Consider the following 19,505-nt stretch of genomic DNA (forward strand, 5'->3'; position numbering starts at 1 on the left):
AATTACAGTGAAAAGGTGGTAATTATTTAAAATATCATGTATAATAGAAATCTACTGGTTACAGAATGGATAGACCTGTCTGATATGGTTATACTATAAGTGCCTGCGGTAACTGGTACTATTTTTACGAGGCATTTGAAGGGGGAGCTAAATAAGGAGTTATACATTATGAAGAAATCAGATACAGAACAGGAACAGCCTGGTCTGGAAGAGAATAAAGTTCCCGACAGCCAGTCCAAGCGGGAGCTTGACAGAGAACTACAGGAACTGGCAGAGAATGAGCGCCAGGAAGAGATATATTACGAAGAACGACGGCGCGAGCGACATGAGCGCAATCTGAAGAGAAAGAAGAGGCAGATACGGAATCGTAATCTGGCTCTTATTATTACTGCTCTGGCAGTGTTGGGCGGTGTTGGATACTTTTATAGAGAGCAGACGGGGTTAAAAGACGGCATGGAAACGCTGGTAGCCAAGGTAAGGGATTTGGTTCCTGATAAGAATTCCGGTAAAGAGAGCAAGGCAGCAGAAGAACTGGCAAAGGCTGACCAAAGCACCGAAAACCCCGAAAGTACCGAACCCCCCGAAAGCACCGAAAAACCAGATATTAATACAGAGGAAGCTGCTGACAGCTCAGACAGTACAGATATACAACCGGAATCTGGTGAAGGTACGGCAGATGACAGTGATGAGACAACTGGAAATACAGATGACAATTCAGAGGATATTGCACAGGATGAATCCGGGAATATGTCTGATGAAGAGAAAACAGAAGATAATTCTTCAGACTCTGTAAATCAGCCAGAGCAGGAAGCAGAGCAGGAAGCAGCCCAGGCGGCGGCCATAGATTTAAATGGGGTTATGCCACAAGCAGCAGCAGCCGGTGCAGGTATCATCAGGAGGCAGATCCGTCACGAGAAGAAAGTACTGACCACAGCCAAGGAGAAAGCTGCCCAGTATGATTATGACGGTGCAATCAGCCTTTTGCAGAAGGACAATGCATATGTAAGAAATGTCCATTTTCAGAATGCTGCAGAGAAATTCCAGAAGAAAAAGGATAAATGTGTAGCCTGGTCTCCGGAACAGGTAACTCACATTTTTTACCATTCCCTGATCGTGGATACTTCCAAGGCCTTTGATGGAGATTACAAGACGGATGGTTATAATCAGGTTATGACCACTATGGATGAGTTTAATAAGATAACTCAGATCATGTATGACGAGGGATATGTAATGGTAAACCTTTATGATCTGGCAGACGTTGATGAAAATGGAAAAATGCAGGCAAAGCAGGTTTATCTTCCTAAGGGAAAAACACCATTTGTCCTTTCGCAGGACGATGTATGTTATTACCACTCCCAGGATGGAGATGGAATTGCCACCAAGCTTGTTATAGACGAAGAGGGGAAGGTTCGCAACGAATATGTACAGGATGATGGAAGCACAGTTGTAGGTGACTATGATGTTGTACCGCTGATCGACCGGTTTGTGGAGGAACATCCTGATTTTGCCTATCATGGACATAAGGGAATTGTAGCGCTTACAGGCTATAATGGAATCCTGGGTTACCGCACAGATATCAGCTATCAGACACGACCAGATGATCTGAATGATGATAAAAAGGCGTGGCTTGACGCGCATCTTGATTTTGATCTGGATACAGAGCGGGCAGAAGCGAAAAAGGTCGCAGATGTCATGAAGGCGGAGGGCTGGACTTTTGCCAGCCATACATGGGGACATAAAAACATGTCCACAGTTTCCATGGAACGCCTTGAAACAGATACACAGAATTTCAAAGAGAACATTGACCCGCTTATTGGCGGAACAGATATTATTATCTTTGCTTTTGGAGCAGATATTAATAACGGCGGAGAGTATACTGGCAATGAGAAATTTGAATATCTGAAATCCCAGGGATATGATTATTATTGCAATGTGGACTCTAACAAATATTTTGTACAGATGACGGATGAATATTTCCGGATGGGAAGAAGAAATGTGGATGGATACCGAATGTATTACAATCCGGACATGCTGGCAGATCTGTTTGATGTAAGCCAGGTATTTGACCCATCCAGACCTACTCCTGTACCGCCTATGAATGGTGGCTGATAAGACCAGCTGCAAAGAAGGCATGGATTCGCATGATTTTGCGCTGAGACAAAATAAAAATGATTGCCTCAGTGGGCTTTCTTTTTAATAGAAAATGTGATAATTTTATAAAAGAGTAACTGAAGGGAGTATGAAATGAAAAGAAAAGTATATTTGGCAGCGTTAGTAATGTGTATGGCACTTACTGTAAACGGCTGCGGAAGTGATAAAGAAACTACCAATACAGAGAGTGAGAGCACTGCCACAGAGCAGCAGGCAGAGGATTCGGCAGATGAAGAAGAGGTACAGGAGCCTTATACAGATTCTACCGGTGCGACACGCCTGGTTTCAGTGGATAATGTGGAGAAATACGTTACGATTGCAGACTATAAGGGGATAACTCTTGATAATTCTGTACCAGAAGTGACAGATGAGGATATTGAGAATCGTATCGCAGAGAATCTGAAAGATAATTCAGCGGAAGTGACAGATGAGAACGCTGTCATCCAGAATGGTGATACCGCTACTATTAATTTCGTAGGTACAAAAGACGGGGAAGCTTTTGAAGGTGGAACCGGTAATAATTATGACCTTGTGATCGGAAGCGGCACAATGATTCCCGGATTTGAAGAAGGAATCGTGGGAATGAAGAAGGGTGAGACAAAAGACGTACCGGTAACTTTCCCGGAGAGCTACCGCAACAGTGAACTGGCTGGACAGGATGCGGTATTCCAGATTACCGTGCAGAGCTTTAAGAGACCACCGGAACTGACCGATGACTGGGTTGCGGCGAATACCGATTACAAGACAATTGATGAATATAAGGCTTCTGTTCGCGCACAGCTGGAGCAGGAAGCACAGGACCAGGCTGACAGCAGTCTGCGCAGCACTGCTTGGAATACTGTTTACACCAATTCTGAGGTCGTGGAATATCCGGAGAAAGACGTAGAAGAGGCTGTGAAGACATTTAAGAAACAGGCAGAAGCATACGCGAAGCAGGGAAATATGGAGCTTGAAGACTTCGTAGAGTCTCAAGGCGTTTCCATGGATGATTTCGAAGCCCAGTGCCAGCAGTATGCCCAGGCCAAGGTAAAACAGAATCTGCTTATTCAGGGAATCATGGACGCAGAGGGAATGACTCTGGAGGATGAGGAAAGCCTTGCAATCCAGAATCAGCTGGTAGAGCAGTATGCTTCTGGCGATCTTGCAGTTCTTATCGATACTTACGGCCAAGTTGCAGTGGATGAGAGCATCGGACTTATGAGAGTTCAGGATTTCATTATTGCAAATGCAAATTATGATCAGACAGCAGCGGATACATCTGCTGAAGGTGAGGACGCACAGGCTGCTGAGGGAACAGAAGCAGCAGATCATGCAGATGGCAGTACAACTGACGGACAGAGCACTGATGGCGGGGATACAGAAGAAGAGCAGGAAGCTGGTGCAACCGCAGATACAGGCACAGCAGCGGATGCTTCAACAGATACACAGGATGACGGTACAGAGAATTGACGGTTGCTGTTTATAACAGAAACAGCAGCCAATGAATCTCAGGAGGGAATGGAGTTATGATTATTAAAAACGGAGAAGTTTTTCAGGAGGATGGAAGCTTCAGATTACAGGATCTGTATGTGGAGAATCATAGAATCGTGGCTTCTGAGGATGAGGTTACGGACAAGACGATTGTAGACGCGGCTGGGCTCAGGGTAATCCCGGGCCTGGTGGATATTCACAGTCACGGTGCATTTGGACATGATTTTTCTGATGCTGATCCGGAAGGACTTAAGATTATTCTGAAATACGAAAAGAGTCACGGAATTACTTCCTATTGTCCTACTTCCATGACATTGCCGGCAGAAGAACTGAAGGAAATTTTTGCTACTATTAAGACTGTGGGAGAAATGAAAGACGGAGCTGCTGTCCGGGGAATCAATATGGAAGGCCCATTTCTGGATGCGAAGAAAAAAGGCGCCCATGTGGAGGGCTATATCCGCAAACCAGATGCCGGATTTTTCCGTGAACTGAATGAATATTCCGGAAATATGGTGAAGCTGGTAACTCTGGCACCGAATGTGGATGGTGCTATGGAATTCATTGATGAGGTACATAATGAGGTGTGCATTTCCCTTGGTCATACAGCAGCTGATTACGATACAGCAGCGGAGGCCATGAGAAGAGGTGCACACCATGTGACACATCTTTATAATGCCATGCAGCCACTGGCGCACAGAGAACCAGGACTGATCGGAGCTGCCTGTGATGATGGGCAGTGTATGGCAGAGATGATCTGTGATGGCATTCACATTCATCCCGCTGTGATCCGCGCTACATTTAAGATGTTTGGACCAGAGAGGATTGTACTGATCAGTGACTCTATGATGGCTACTGGAATGGAGAACGGAACCTACCAGCTGGGTGGACAGGAAGTAACGATGAAGGACTGTAAGGCAACTTTGAAGGACGGTACGATTGCCGGTTCTGCTACGAACCTGTATGATTGTATGCGCAAGGCTGTTTCTTTTGGTGTTCCCCTTGAAGAAGCGATTTTTGCAGCAACACGAAATCCGGCAAAGAGTATTGGTATTTATGATGAAGTTGGTTCCCTTTCTGTTGGAAAGAAAGCGGATATTCTTCTTGTAACAGATGATCTGGAGCTGAGAGAAGTGCTATGACAGAACTTTTTTGCGGAAAATTTTTTCCACTATGTAACGAGAGATAAAGAGGGAATATGAATGGATAGAAGGGTTTTGCGCGAAAGAATGCGCAGGAAACAGCGCCAGATAAGACGAAGGAAGATCATTAAGCTGGTTACCTATGTTGTGGCAATGGTGCTGGCTGTGATTTTTGTAATAAGAGGAGTGATTTTTCCAATCGTAAGTCGTGTGGGAGGAAAGAGTACTGGAAAATCACAGAGCGTGCAGGCGGATGCAGGTGACGGAGCTGCTTCGAATGCGGATTCCAATTCTACAGATGCTCTGAGACAGCCTCTGAAAGGACAGAGCGATGTGACCAAGGTTTCTTCACTGACTCCAGGCTGGCATGAGGATTCCAGCGGACGCTGGTATCAGAATGCAGATGGTACATATTATACCAATGGTTTTGCAGAGATTGACGGAGTGAAATATGCATTTGATTCCAATGGATACATGCAGACCGGCTGGGTGACCAAGGGGGTAAACGATTATTATTTTAATGAGGATGGTTCTTACAATGCTGAGAAGAAACGCCCTTTGATCGCACTTACCTTTGATGATGGTCCGGGACAGTATACAGACAAGCTTCTGGACTGTCTGGAGGAGAACAATGCACATGCTACCTTCTTTATGTTGGGACAGCTGGTTGGACAGTATCCGGACGAAGTGAAGAGAATGGTGGAACTTGGCTGTGAGATCGGAAACCATTCCTGGGATCATCTGGATATGCTGAATCTGAGTATTGATGATGTTATAAAGGAATTCGGCGATACCGATCAGGCATTGATTGATGCCTGTGGACAGGAGTCCACGGTAATTCGTCCGCCTTATGGAGACTGCAATGATGAAATTATTTCGGCAGTTGGGAAACCTTTTATTTTGTGGTCTATTGACAGTCTGGACTGGAAATATCTGGATGCAGATCTGGATTACAATGGCATTATGAATGACAGCAATCTGGGAGACGGAGCCGTTATTCTGATGCATGATATTCATGGTCCTTCAGTTGATGCGGCACTCAGACTGATTCCAGATCTTATTGCACAGGGATATAAACTGGTAACGGTAAGTGAGATGGCAGCGGCGAAGAATGTTACCCTTCAGCCAGCAAAATATGCAGAGTTCTGGCAGAGCGCCCTTGATGCAGGTTATGTGCCTGGATATAATGGAAATGGCTCTTCTGAGGACTCTTCCACAGATGGAACTTCTGATGGCAGTTCAGATGACAGCAGTAATGGAGATGAGAGCGACTTCAGTGATGGTTCCGGTGATGGAAGCGACGGCAGTGAAAGTGACGGATACACAGATGGCAGTGAGAATAGCGAAGGGGATTTTAGCAGCGACTCAGGCGAATAACGGAGAAAATAAGAGGCTCTAGAGCCTGTCTGGCATATGTGTTAAGCTTCGGGACTTCCGGAAATCGCAGATGCTGTATAGTGTGAATGATAGTATACGCTTGTACTTATGAGAAAAATGTCAAAGTACAGGCGTATTTTTTTACAGTAAAAATGAATTTTGATGTAGATTTTTTATGAATAATAGACAAGTTTTTGGTGGCATGGAGGAAAAGAGTATGCTATAATGTGCATAAGAATTTGAAAGTTTAGGGAGGTAACTTTCTGATGGGAGAGAAATTACAGTTTACAGAGCTTGACCAGTATCTCTTTGGTCAGGGAACCCATTATGATGTTTACAGAAAGCTTGGCGCACATCCTGAGAAACAAGGGAAAAAAGAAGGTGTTTATTTTGCTGTATGGGCACCTAATGCGCAGGCTGTTTCTGTAATTGGAGAGTTTAATGACTGGAATGAACAGGCTGCTCCAATGAAAAAGGCAGGTCCGATCGGTGTATTTGAGACATTTGTCCCTGGAGCAAAAATTGGACAGCTGTATAAGTTTTTTATTGTAGGAATGAACGGGGAGCATATTTATAAAGCTGACCCTTATGCAAATGAGGCAGAATTAAGACCGGGAACGGCATCCAGAATCACGGATATCGGGGATTACAAATGGAAAGATACCACCTGGATGAAGAATCGTCAGAAATTTGACGAGACTAAGGATGCCATGGCGATCTATGAGGTACATCCTGGCTCCTGGATGAAGCATCCGGCTACAGAGGAGAATGAGAAAGGCTTTTTCAATTACAGGGAACTGGCGGTGAAGCTTGCCCAGTATGTGAAGGATATGGGCTATACACATGTGGAGCTGATGGGGATTGCAGAGCATCCCTTTGACGGTTCCTGGGGATATCAGGTCACCGGTTATTATGCGCCTACTTCCCGCTATGGAACACCCCAGGATTTCAAATATCTGGTAGATTATCTTCACAGACAGAAAATCGGGGTTATTCTGGACTGGGTGCCGGCACATTTTCCCAAGGATGCCCATGGACTGGCGAATTTTGACGGAACTGCAGTTTATGAGCATGCAGATCCCAGACAGGGAGAGCATCCGGACTGGGGAACCAAGATCTACAATTATGGCAGACCGGAGGTAAAGAACTTCCTGATCGCAAATGCTCTGTTCTGGATCGAGGAGTGTCATGTGGACGGTCTTCGTGTGGATGCCGTTGCATCCATGCTGTATCTGGATTATGGAAAGAATGATGGTCAGTGGGTAGCCAATAAATATGGCGGAAATCAGAATCTGGAAGCAATTGAGTTTTTTAAGCATCTGAATACAGTGGTTCTTGGAAGAAACCATGGTACTGTGATGATTGCAGAGGAGTCTACTGCATGGCCGAAGGTTACAGGTAAGGCAGAGGATGACGGTCTTGGATTTTCCCTGAAATGGAACATGGGCTGGATGAATGATTTCCTGGAATACATGAAGCTGGACCCCTATTTCCGTAAGTTTAACCATAATAAGATGACTTTCTCCATGACATATGCTTACAGTGAGAAATATGTGCTGGTAATTTCCCATGATGAGGTGGTTCATCTGAAGAAGTCTATGCTGGAGAAAATGCCGGGTGAGCCAGATGATAAGTTTAAGAATCTGAAGGCTGCTTATACATTTATGTTCTGCCATCCGGGCAAGAAGCTTTTGTTCATGGGACAGGAGTTCGGACAGCTTCGGGAGTGGAGCGAGGAGAGAGAGCTTGACTGGTTCCTTCTTGGGGAAGAGAAGCATCGGAATCTGAAGGATTTTGTGCAGACATTGCTGAAGATGTATCGCAAATATCCTGCACTCTACGGAACGGATACGGATCCGTCTGGTTTTGAGTGGATCAATGCGGATGACGGGGACAGAAGTATTTACAGCTTCGTAAGGAAATCCCCTACAAAAAGAAACAACCTTCTGGTAGTATGCAATTTCACTCCTGTAGAACGTCCGGATTACCGTGTTGGTGTGCCGAAGAAGAAACAATACACACTGGTTCTGGATGAAAACGGACAGACTGCGAAGAAGGTATTTAAGGCAGAAAAGCAGGATTGTGACAATCGTCCGTTCTCCTTTGCTTATCCGCTGCCAGCTTACGGGGTTGCTGTGTTCCAGTATTAGAAGCTGCCAAATTCCGCAAGGAACAATTCTCACAGACAATTTTCAGATTGCTGTGATAATTTAGTATTAAAAATACCCAAAGAATGGGGCAAATTCGGGTTTTGTTTGTGACTGTTGGGGATTTTTTCCCAGAAGGTGAAAAACCTGTTGCTATTTGGAAAAAGTTGAGATATAATGAGCCCGAACAAAAAGAAATGGAAAAAGTTGTACATGTTGAAAGGAGAATATTGACATGAAGGTATCTAATATTAAAGACATTCAGAAATTTTTTGATGTAGTAGACAGCTGCGCTGGTAAAGTAGAGCTTGTAACTGGCGAAGGTGACAGACTGAACCTGAAATCTAAATTATCACAGTATGTATCTCTTGCGAACATCTTCTCTAACGGTGAGATTCCGGAGCTTGAGATCGTTGCATATGAGAAAGAAGACATTGATAAGCTTATGCACTTCATGATCAACGGCTGATTTGCATAAAACTGTGAAATTGGGATAAATATATTAGGGGATGTGACTTGGTCATGTCCCCTTTTTCTGGCATAATAGAAAGGGGAATACAAAATGGTAAAGATTGACATTATCTCCGGTTTCCTTGGAGCTGGTAAGACAACTCTTATTAAGAAACTGCTGAAAGAAGCATTTGAAGGTGAGCAGGTAGTTTTGATCGAGAATGAGTTCGGTGAGATTGGTATTGACGGGGGATTCCTGAAAGATGCCGGAATCGAGATCCGTGAGATGAACTCCGGATGTATCTGCTGTTCTCTGGTTGGAGATTTTGGTGCTTCCCTGAAGGAAGTTGTAGAGAAGTATCATCCGGACCGTATCCTGATCGAGCCATCAGGTGTTGGTAAGCTTTCCGACGTTATCAAGGCTGTACAGGGTGTGGAAGAGGATGTTGATATTCAGCTGAACAGCTACACTACAGTTGTTGATGCCAAGAAATGCAAAATGTATATGAGAAACTTCGGCGAGTTCTTTGACAATCAGGTTCAGTATGCAGGCGCGATTATCATGAGCCGTACCGATATTGTAGACGAGAAGAAAGCAATGGAGTCTATGGAGCTTCTTCGTTCTATCAATGAGAAGGCAGCTATTATTACCACTCCGATTGAGAAGCTGGATGGAAAGAAAATCCTGGAGGTTATGGAGCATCCGGTATCTCTGGCGGATGAGCTGCTGAAAGAGGAGCATGAACATCATCACCATCACGACCATGATGACGAGTGTGGCTGCGGACATGACCACGATCACGAGCATCATCATCACGACCATGATGACGAGTGCGGCTGCGGACATGACCACGATCATGAGCATCATCACGACCATGATGAAGAATGTGGCTGCGGACATCATCATGATCATCACCATCATCACGCAGACGAAGTATTTACCAGCTGGGGACGTGAGACTATTAAGAAGTTTACAAGAGAAGGGCTTGAGAAAATGCTGGAGAGCCTTTCCGCTTCTGAAGAGTATGGCGTGATCCTTCGTGCTAAGGGAATGCTTCCGGCAGAGGACGGAACCTGGATCTACTTCGACATGGTTCCGGAAGAAACTGAGATCCGTGAAGGTTCACCAGAGTACACCGGACGTCTTTGCGTAATTGGTTCCAAGTTAAATGAAGAGAAACTGGCCAAGCTGTTCGGCGTAGCTTAATGATTGACATATAAACGGGATAAAAGGCTTTTTGTAAGCTTATTTGTTGCTGTTTATAAGCGGTATTACGTGAATGCACTGCTTTTAAGAAAAATACAGGGAGGTTTCTGTAAATGGATGAAATTACAGTACCGATTTATCTCATAACCGGCTTTCTGGAAAGCGGCAAGACCTCTTTCCTCAGCTTTACCCTCCAGCAGGATTACTTCCGTACAGAGGGAAAGACACTTCTCATTCTCTGCGAGGAGGGAGAGGAAGAGTACGATGAAGAGGCTCTTGCAAAAGATAATGTTGTAGTCGAGGTTATTGAGAAAGAAGAAGATTTTACACCAGAGCGCCTTCAGGCACTGGATATTATCCACCAGCCGGAGCGTGTGGTTATGGAATATAATGGAATGTGGCTGGTAAGCAAATTCGAGGAGATGAAGCTCCCGGCAGGCTGGGGAATTGAACAGCACATTACCTGTGTAGATGCAAGCACATTCCAGGTATATATGCAGAATATGAAATCCATTTTTATGGATATGGTTCGTAATGCGGATATGGTTGTGTTTAACCGCAGCAAGAAAGAATATCCTCTTGCAAACTTCCGCAGAAGCATTAAGGTTGTAAACCCAAGTGCAGAGGTTATTTTTGAGGACGAAGAAGGCGAGATGACGGATATTTTCGCAGATCAGATGCCATTTGACCTGGATGCAGAGATTGTAGATATTCCGCCTGAAGATTACGGAATCTGGTTTGTAGATGCTATGGATCATCCGGATCGTTATGTGGGAAAAACTCTTCGCTTTAAGGCTCGTGCAAGACGTCCGAGAGGTATGGGCAGCAAGTTCTTCATTCCGGGACGTACTGCCATGACCTGCTGTGCAGATGATACTTCATTCCTGGGATATATCTGTAAGAGTGCATATGCACCGAAGCTGAAGCCCGGCGAGTGGGTTGAGGTGACTGCCAAGGTTGCCTTTGAAAACCGTTCTGAGTACCAGGGCGAGGGAATTGTTCTTTATGCAGAGAATGTGACCCCGTGCGAACCTCTGGCTGATGAGATGGTTTATTTCAACTAATTTGATAATAAATGAAAGTCATCTGCTTTATGCTATTGGTTAAGCAGGCTGCGGCTCTAGAGCTTTGGAATTGCTGTGGAGGACTTTCGTAGTAGAATAAGGAAAATAAGATTATGTATTTAGTTGTTGGACTGGGAAACCCCGGGAAGCAGTATGAGGCGACCCGCCACAATATGGGTTTTGATACGATCGATGTGCTTGTGGAACGTCATAAGATTCCGCAGGGCGGCGTAAAATTTAATGCTATGTACGGTTCCGGATTCATCGGAGGAGAGAAGGTAATCTTTATGAAACCTTTGTCCTTTATGAATTTAAGCGGTGGTCCGGTACAGGAGATGGCTGCTTATTTCAAAATCGATCCGGAGAGTGAGCTGATCATTATTCAGGACGATATTGATCTGGAGCCGGGACAGCTTCGTATCCGGAAGCAGGGCAGTGCAGGCGGCCATAATGGTCTGAAGGACATTATTGGCAGACTTGGCACACAGAAATTTATGCGTGTAAAAATTGGTGTAGGAGCCAAACCAAAAGGATGGAATCTGGCAGACCATGTGCTTGGCCGTTTTTCATCCGGGGACCGCAAGCTCGTGGATGAAGCAATTGAGTTTGCAGCAGACGCTGTAGAAAAAATCATAACAGATGGTCCGGATGCGGCGATGAATGAATACAACCGAAAGAGGGTTACTGAGTAACAAAGGAAGTCCAGCAACAAGCTGGGCTTCTTTTGCCCCTGGAGCGTCCCCCAAAAGCTTTGTGAAAATTATGACGTGCAGATAACTTGCAGGAATGGTTTCATGTTTTGGGTGGGCTCTGAGGTGAGGCTTTTGAGAAAAGGAGGAAAGCCATGCTTTCATTTACCCAGCCCCTGAAGGGGATGGCAGAATTTGAAGAAATAGAGAAAAGCCTTGAGAAAAATCAGGGCATTGTGCAGATCACAGGCTGCCTGGAATCCCAGAAGGCACATCTGATCCATGGGCTTTCCGGCAAAACACCTATGCGCCTTGTGATCGCAGGAGATGAGCGCCAGGCTAAGGAAATCTTCGAGGACTTGCGCTTTTATGACAAAAATACCATGTTTTACCCGGCGAAGGATCTTCTCTTTTTCCAGGCAGATATTCAGGGAAATCTGTTGATCCGCCAGAGAATGTGTGTGGTAAAGGCACTTCTGGAGCAGAAGGAACTGACTGTGGTTACCAGCATTGACGGCTGTATGGACTATCTGATGCCCCTGGAAGAAATCGGGAAAAAGGTGCTTCATTTCTATTCTGACAGCGTGATCAACATGGATGTACTGAAAAATACCCTTGTACAGCTTGGATATGAACGCGTAGGACAGGTGGAAATGCCGGGACAGTTTTCTGTGCGCGGTGGTATTGTAGATATTTATTCCCTTACAGAAGAGAATCCATGGAGAATTGAGCTGTGGGGAGATGAAGTGGATTCTATCCGAAGCTTTGACGCAGAGAGCCAGCGCTCTCTTGAAAATCTGGATGAGATTGCCATTTATCCGGCTGTGGAGTGGAATAACGGCAAAAAGATGGTATCTTTTGTGGATTATTTTCCCAGGGAAAAAATGCTTCTGTTTCTGGATGAACCCAACCGTATTTTGGAAAACGGACTGGGCGTGGAGGAAGAGTATGCCGCCAGCCGCACACATCGTGAAGAAAAAGGAGAAAAGAACCTTCCGGTTCAGTGGCTTTGTGAATTTTCCAAGGTTCAGAAAGAGCTGAATAAACTTCGTGCAGTGTCGTTGTCGGCATTGGAGCCAAGAGGCGTGGAGTGGAATTTTGCCCCGGAGAAATATAATCTGACGGTGCAGAGCGTAACTTCTTATAACAGCAGCTTTGAGCTTCTGGTGGAGGATCTGAGAAAGTATAAGAAAAAAGGCTACCAGATTGCCTTGCTTTCCGGTTCCAGGACAAGGGCGGAGCGTCTGGCAAAGGATTTGCAGGAGCATGAGCTGAATGCTTTTTACGGTTCAGATTATGACCGCGTGATCAATCCAGGGGAAATTATGGTTCTCTATGGACACGCCCGGAAAGGCTTTGAGTATCCGCTGATCAAATTTGCGGTGATCACAGAGTCCGATATTTTCGGCCAGGAGCAGAAAAAAAAGAAAAAGAAAAAAGTCTACAACGGCAAGCGGATCCAGGATTTTGCAGAGCTGTCTATCGGGGATTATGTGGTCCATGAAAAGCATGGACTGGGAATTTACCGTGGAATTGAGAAAGTTGAAGTAGATAAGGTCTTAAAAGACTATATCAAGATTGAATATCGTGATGGAAGTAATCTGTATATTCTGGCAACGCAGCTGGATGCGCTGCAGAAATATTCCGGCGCAGATACAGCCAAGGCACCGAAGTTGAACAAGCTGGGAACCCAGGAGTGGAACCGCACGAAGTCCAAGGTAAAGGGCGCTGTCAAAAATATCGCCAAAGAGCTGGTGGAGCTTTACGCTGTGCGCCAGGAAAAAGAAGGTTATGTGTGCGGTCCGGATACAGTGTGGCAAAAGGAATTTGAGGAAATGTTCCCATATGAGGAGACAGAGGATCAGCTGAACGCCATCGAGGATACCAAGCGGGATATGGAGAGCACCAAGATCATGGATCGTCTGGTGTGCGGAGATGTTGGATATGGTAAGACGGAGGTTGCTCTTCGCGCAGCGTTTAAAGAGGTGCAGGAGAGCCGGCAGGTTGTTTACCTTGCACCAACTACCATTTTGGCGCAGCAGGTGTACAACACCTTTGTCCAGAGAATGAAGGAGTTTCCGGTGCGCGTGGATCTGCTTTGCCGATTCCGTACACCTGCCCAGCAGAAAAAGACTTTGCAGGATCTGAAAAAAGGACAGGTAGACGTTGTGATCGGTACCCACAGAGTTCTTTCCAAGGATGTGGAGTATAAGAATCTGGGGCTTCTGATCGTTGACGAGGAACAGCGTTTCGGCGTTACTCACAAGGAGAAAATCAAGCAGCTGAAAAAGGATATTGATGTTCTGACTCTGACTGCGACACCCATTCCACGAACCCTTCATATGAGTATGATCGGAATCCGTGACATGAGTGTGCTGGAGGAGCCGCCTATGGATCGTATGCCGATCCAGACTTATGTGATGGAGTATGATGAGGAGACTGTCAGGGAAGCTATCGGAAGAGAACTGCGAAGAGGCGGCCAGGTTTATTATGTTTATAACCGGGTTACAGATATTGATGAGGTTGCCCTGCGGATTTCCAAGCTGGTGCCGGACGCAAGGGTGGATTTTGCCCATGGACAGATGAGCGAGAGAGAACTGGAACGGGTTATGTATGACTTTATCAATGGGGACATTGATGTGCTGGTTTCCACTACTATTATCGAGACAGGACTGGATATTTCCAATGTAAATACCATGATCATCCATGATTCTGACAAGTATGGGCTTTCCCAGCTTTATCAGCTGCGAGGCAGGATCGGACGTTCCAACAGGACAGCGTATGCGTTTCTGATGTACCGAAGGAACACCATGCTTCGGGAAGTGGCGGAAAAACGACTTTCTGCTATCCGTGAGTTTACAGATCTGGGAAGCGGATTTAAGATCGCCATGCGTGATCTGGAGCTTCGAGGGGCTGGAAATCTGCTGGGAGCACAGCAGCATGGGCATATGAACGCAGTGGGCTATGATCTTTACTGTAAAATGCTTAGCGAGGCGGTCAAGGAGGCAAAGGGTATTCATACCATGGAAGACTTCGAGACTACCATTGACCTGAATATGGATGCTTTTATCCCGGACACCTACATCAGCAATGAATTCCAGAAACTGGATATTTATAAGCGCATTGCAGGGATTGAGTCCCAGCAGGAGTATGATGATATGCTGGAAGAGCTGATCGACCGGTTTGGGGAGCCGCCGAAAGCAGTGCTGAATCTGCTGGCTATTGCAAGACTGAAAGCACTGGCACATCAGGGCTACATTACGGAAATCAAGCAGATGCAGCGTGAGATCAGGATCACCCTTTACGAAAATGCACATCTGAACCCGGAAGGAATTCCGCCGCTGGTTGCCAAGTACCGCAGACAGCTGCAGTTTAAACCGGATAAAGAACCGAAGTTCCTGTTTGCACCGGTGGGGGATATTGTGCAGGCGCTGACGGTGTTTGCAAAGGAACTGATGGAATTGGTGGAAGAGGAAGGAAAGAGCGAAAAGTAGTAGACGGCTGGGCTGTTGAATGCTTTCGGATATTTTGATTTAAAGTAGGTTTTGGGTGGGGAAGATCCGATGGAAATTCGCGAAAATTGTGTGAATTCTATCAGATTTTCCCCTTTCTACTTGCCCTCATGGGAAAAAAGTTTTATACTCTTATTAGCGTGTCCGCATTGGGAAATCATGTCGGCTGTGCGTGGTGACTAAGCGGCACATCAGTGAAAGGGTAATTGGTGATCAATATGAAGAAAATCGTGAAGAACACAACCGTAGTGGCATTAAGTGGCGTAATGGCAATTGGAATGCTTTCCGGATGTGGAAGTAAGTCTATAGATGGAGAGAAAACCGTTGCGACTGTAGATGGCACAGACATTCCTATGGGTGTTGTAAGTCTGTATGCACGTGAGTCACAGGCACAGACCGTTGCCATGTATAAGAGCTTTATGGGAAGTGCAGGAAATATCTGGAGCCAGGTAGTAGATGAGGATGCTGGTACTACGTACGGTGAGCAGGCTGTAGGACAGTTCCTGGAGCAGGTTGAGCTGATGTACATCATGAAGGAGAAGGCAGCAGACTATGGCGTTGAGGTTACTTCTGATGATGAGACTGCTATTGCAGATGCAGCAGCACAGTTTATGCAGGACAATGACGAGGACACTCTGAAGGAGCTTGCTGTTTCCGAAGATCAGGTTAAGACTCTTCTGGAGCTTGAGACTTATCGTCAGAGAATTTACGATCCGATCCGCAACGAGGCTGAGGTTAACATAACGGATGAGGAGGCACAGCAGTCTTCTTTCAGCTATGTAAGTATTTCCATCAGTGGAGATGACCTTACCGATGATGATATTGCTACCCGCAAGGAGCAGGCACAGGAGATCCTGGATAAGATGAAAGAGGATCCGACAGCAGACATGGGCGAGACAGCCAAGGCTGTTGATGATACTTACAGCGGACTGACCGGAACTATTTTCACAAATGACAGTGATGATGAGGATATTTCCAATTCTTATGATGACGCTGTTGTAGAAGCGCTGAGAACTCTGAAGGATGGAGAGGTTTACGACGAGCTGGTTGAGACTGATAGCAGCGTATATGTACTTCGGATGGACAAAGTAAAAGACGAGGATGCAACCGCTTCCAAGAAAGAGTCCCTTGAGAACACCAAGCGCAGCGAATACTATTCCGAGACAACTCAGAAATGGCTGGATGATGCTGATATTACTGTAAATGATAAGGTGCTTTCTACTTTGACAATTACAGATGAGCACAGCTTTACAATTAAGGAGACTACAGCGGATACAAGTGAAGATGCAGCAGCTGATACAACAGATGCTACCGAGGATACTACTTCTGAGGATGCCGAGGCAGCAGATGAGGACGAGGATGCTGATACTGCTGAGACAGATGCTGCAAAGAGCGACAGCGCAGAGGAAGCTGATACCACAGACAGCGCTGACAGTACAGACGAGACTGCAGAAGAGGACAGTGCAGACAGCAAGGCCGAGGACAGCAGCGAGAGCGCTGATTCTGAGGAGAACGCAGAGGATACTGCAGAAGAGACAACTGAGGAGAACTAAAAGTGAGATAAAGATCGAAACTTGTTGTATCGTATGTATTGCAAAATGTTTTCTGAAAGAATTGAGATTATATAAAGTGGAGAAAATGATAAAAGAGCCTGCCTGGGGTGATTCGGGCGGGCCCTTTGTCTATACAAAGTAAAATACTTATGAAAAAAGCTTTTCGCTACAAAGTAAGGTTTCAGAAAATGCAGGTACAGCAGATTGAACATGTGGATAACAATTACACAGGGGGACAACATGAAAAAGATACTTCTTATTGCAACCGGGGGAACCATTGCTTCCAAATATACAGCAGAGGGGCTGGCACCGCAGATTTCCGCAGATGAGCTGTTGGAATATATTCCTGAAGCCCGGGAATTCTGCACCATTGATACCGTTCAGCCTTTTGCCCTGGACAGTACCAATGTGTGTGCAGACCATTGGCTGAAGCTGGCCAGACTGATCGAATCCAAATATGAATTTTATGATGGCTTTGTGCTTTGCCATGGAACGGACACTATGGCATATACAGCTGCTGCTTTGTCTTATCTGATCCAGAATAACCGCAGACCTATCGTGATTACCGGTGCCCAGAAACCTATTGACCTGGCAATTACAGATGCACGTTCCAATCTTCTGGACAGTCTCCGCTTTGCCTCTCACGACCGCGCTCATGGAATTTCCATTGTGTTTGGGGGAAAAGTGATCGCAGGAACCAGAGCAAAGAAGGAATTTTCCAAAAGTTACAATGCCTTTTCCAGTATTAATTATCCGGATATTGCATCCATTCACGATCAGAAGATTATTTTTTATATTGATGACAAAGACCAGTCCACCAAGCCACTGGTGTTTTATCATGAGATGAATCAGAAGATTTTTCTGCTCAAATTGATTCCGGGGATTGACGGGAAAGTATTGGATGCTCTTTTTCCCTCTTATTCCGGACTGATCATTGAATCCTTCGGCGTAGGCGGTCTGCCTCATTACGAAAATGATAATTTTATAGATGCGATCGCGCATTGGATTGAAGCTGGCAAGCCTGTGTGCATGGCGACCCAGGTTACCCATGAGGGAAGCGACATGGAAGTTTATCAGGTTGGAAAGGTCATCAAGGAACGGTTCCCGGTGCTGGAGTCGTATGATATGACGCTGGAGGCGTCTGTGACGAAAATGATGTGGGCGCTGGGACAGACACGGGATATGGAGAAGTTTAAGGAGTTATTTTATACGACCATTAATCATGATTTATTGTTCCTGTAAGTAAGTCTTGAAATTTTCTGGAGTGTTAAGCTAAAATAAAAAAGCTGAAATCATAGAGCTGATAATACTTTCAGAGAATCTTTATGAATGGAGAGCAAGGCAACAGACTCAAATTCATATCAGAGATGGGATATCGGTTTTGAAAACATATTTTCTGGAATACTGGAGGACATATATAAATGAACAAAAAAGAAATTTCTGAAATCAAGAAACAGCTGACACCAGCCAACTGCAACATTACCAGAATTTGTGGATGCTATGTGGATGCTGAAAAGAATAAAAAAACAGAACTGAAAGAAGCATTCCTTTCCCTTTCGGAGGAAGAAATGTTCAAATATTTTGAAATATTCAAGAAAACCCTTTCTGGTACTCTTGGAAAGAACCTGATGAATATGGAATTCCCACTGGCAGAGGAAAAAGAGGGCGGCAAACACGAATTTCTCATGAAGCTCCGCGCCAGTAAACTGAAGGATGACGCTTTAATCGAGAGCTTTTATGACAAAATTATTGAAAATTACGATTATCCGGAAAATTACTACATAATCCTGGTACACGCTGTGTACGATATCCCGGGAAGAACTTCAGATGGAATCGATATGGATGATGCTTCTGAAGAGATTTATGAGCACCTTCTTTGCAGTATCTGTCCAGTGAAGCTGTCTAAGGCAGGTCTTTGCTACAATGCGGAGGCAAATTTGATCCAGGACCGTATCCGTGACTGGATCGTGGAAATGCCAGAGAACGGCTTCCTTTTCCCGTTATTTAATGACAGAAGCACAGACATCCACGGCATGCTCTACTATTCTAAGAATGCAGAGCAGCTTCACGATATTTTTGTGGATGAAGTGTTTGGCTGTACTGCTCCGCTTTCTGCAGGCGGACAGCGTGATTCTTTCAACATGCTGGTGGAGGAAACCCTTGGTGACGACTGCCAGTATGACACCGTTATTGGAATCCATGAGAAATTGAACGAGATCATTGAAGCACAGAAAGATTCCCCAGACCCGGTTGTGCTCACTCAGTCTGAGGTGAAACGTCTCTTTGAGGACTGCGGTGTAGAAGACGAGAAACTGGAAACTTTTGATAACCAGTATGAGGCTGTAGCCGGTGAAAAAGCCACCATGGTAGCCTCTAATATTACCAATACCCGTAAATTCGAGATCAAAACTCCGGATGTAGTGATCCATGTTGAACCAGATAAAGTGGAACTGGTGGAGACCAGGATCATTGACGGCCGCAAGTGTCTGGTGATTCCTATGGAAGACGTAGAGATCAACGGAATCCGTGTGCGGATGGGCGGGGAGAGCAGTGAGGAATCCGAGGAAGAGTTTGAGTAATATTCTTGGTTGTGATAAAATTTTTTTGCCGAATATGAAATATAAAAGGCTTGTTGTAAAAGAAATAGTTGTAAAACAAATAGTTTTAAAACAGGAAGGATGCAATTCTTGGCGAGTTGCATCCTTCCTGTTTTTGCCTGGATGAGGGTTTCATAATGGGGGCATGC

The 19,505-nt window shown here is 45.3% G+C and carries 13 protein-coding genes; all 13 read left to right on the plus strand.

The window, feature by feature from the left end; translation table 11 throughout:
- Positions 1-168 precede the first annotated feature (168 nt).
- The 13 genes from LIZ66_RS10760 to LIZ66_RS10820 all read left to right on the plus strand — a co-directional run bounded on the left by LIZ66_RS10760 (position 169) and on the right by LIZ66_RS10820 (position 19,338).
- Complete coding sequence (locus tag LIZ66_RS10760; RefSeq protein WP_306797088.1) at positions 169-2,109, plus strand: polysaccharide deacetylase family protein; 1,941 nt, start codon at positions 169-171, stop codon at positions 2,107-2,109.
- Positions 2,110-2,244: 135 nt separating this feature from the next.
- The gene (gene tig / locus LIZ66_RS10765; RefSeq protein WP_195477250.1) at positions 2,245-3,600 is read left to right on the plus strand and encodes a trigger factor; all 1,356 of its coding nucleotides are present in this window, start codon (positions 2,245-2,247) and stop codon (positions 3,598-3,600) included.
- Positions 3,601-3,656: 56 nt separating this feature from the next.
- Positions 3,657-4,760, plus strand: a complete 1,104-nt coding sequence (gene nagA, locus LIZ66_RS10770; protein WP_227200815.1) for an N-acetylglucosamine-6-phosphate deacetylase — start codon at positions 3,657-3,659, stop codon at positions 4,758-4,760.
- Between the two features lie 60 nt (positions 4,761-4,820).
- Entirely contained in the window at positions 4,821-6,137 is a 1,317-nt protein-coding gene (locus LIZ66_RS10775; RefSeq protein ID WP_173719230.1) for a polysaccharide deacetylase family protein, read from the plus strand.
- 266 nt (positions 6,138-6,403) lie between these two features.
- A complete protein-coding gene (gene glgB, locus LIZ66_RS10780; RefSeq protein ID WP_227200814.1) occupies positions 6,404-8,287 on the plus strand; it encodes a 1,4-alpha-glucan branching protein GlgB in 1,884 nt (627 codons plus the stop codon).
- A gap of 232 nt (positions 8,288-8,519) precedes the next feature.
- Positions 8,520-8,753 (plus strand): polya polymerase, encoded by a 234-nt coding sequence (locus LIZ66_RS10785; protein WP_118577545.1) that lies wholly within the window; start codon positions 8,520-8,522, stop codon positions 8,751-8,753.
- A 93-nt stretch (positions 8,754-8,846) separates the two neighbouring features.
- The gene (locus tag LIZ66_RS10790; protein WP_227200813.1) at positions 8,847-9,941 is read left to right on the plus strand and encodes a CobW family GTP-binding protein; all 1,095 of its coding nucleotides are present in this window, start codon (positions 8,847-8,849) and stop codon (positions 9,939-9,941) included.
- A 113-nt stretch (positions 9,942-10,054) separates the two neighbouring features.
- Complete coding sequence (locus LIZ66_RS10795) at positions 10,055-11,005, plus strand: TIGR03943 family putative permease subunit (RefSeq protein WP_148461569.1); 951 nt, start codon at positions 10,055-10,057, stop codon at positions 11,003-11,005.
- A gap of 113 nt (positions 11,006-11,118) precedes the next feature.
- A complete protein-coding gene (pth, locus tag LIZ66_RS10800) occupies positions 11,119-11,697 on the plus strand; it encodes an aminoacyl-tRNA hydrolase (RefSeq protein ID WP_173734766.1) in 579 nt (192 codons plus the stop codon).
- Between the two features lie 152 nt (positions 11,698-11,849).
- Entirely contained in the window at positions 11,850-15,188 is a 3,339-nt protein-coding gene (gene mfd / locus LIZ66_RS10805; RefSeq protein ID WP_173772129.1) for a transcription-repair coupling factor, read from the plus strand.
- Between the two features lie 236 nt (positions 15,189-15,424).
- A complete protein-coding gene (locus LIZ66_RS10810; RefSeq protein WP_173734764.1) occupies positions 15,425-16,759 on the plus strand; it encodes an FKBP-type peptidylprolyl isomerase in 1,335 nt (444 codons plus the stop codon).
- Between the two features lie 240 nt (positions 16,760-16,999).
- Positions 17,000-18,001 (plus strand): asparaginase, encoded by a 1,002-nt coding sequence (locus tag LIZ66_RS10815; protein WP_118583704.1) that lies wholly within the window; start codon positions 17,000-17,002, stop codon positions 17,999-18,001.
- Positions 18,002-18,180: 179 nt separating this feature from the next.
- Positions 18,181-19,338 (plus strand): DUF4317 domain-containing protein, encoded by a 1,158-nt coding sequence (locus LIZ66_RS10820; protein ID WP_118583706.1) that lies wholly within the window; start codon positions 18,181-18,183, stop codon positions 19,336-19,338.
- Positions 19,339-19,505 lie beyond the last annotated feature (167 nt).

It is taken from the genome of Blautia faecis (assembly GCF_020554845.1).
In the GTDB taxonomy this organism is placed as follows: Bacteria; Bacillota; Clostridia; order Lachnospirales; family Lachnospiraceae; genus Blautia_A; species Blautia_A faecis.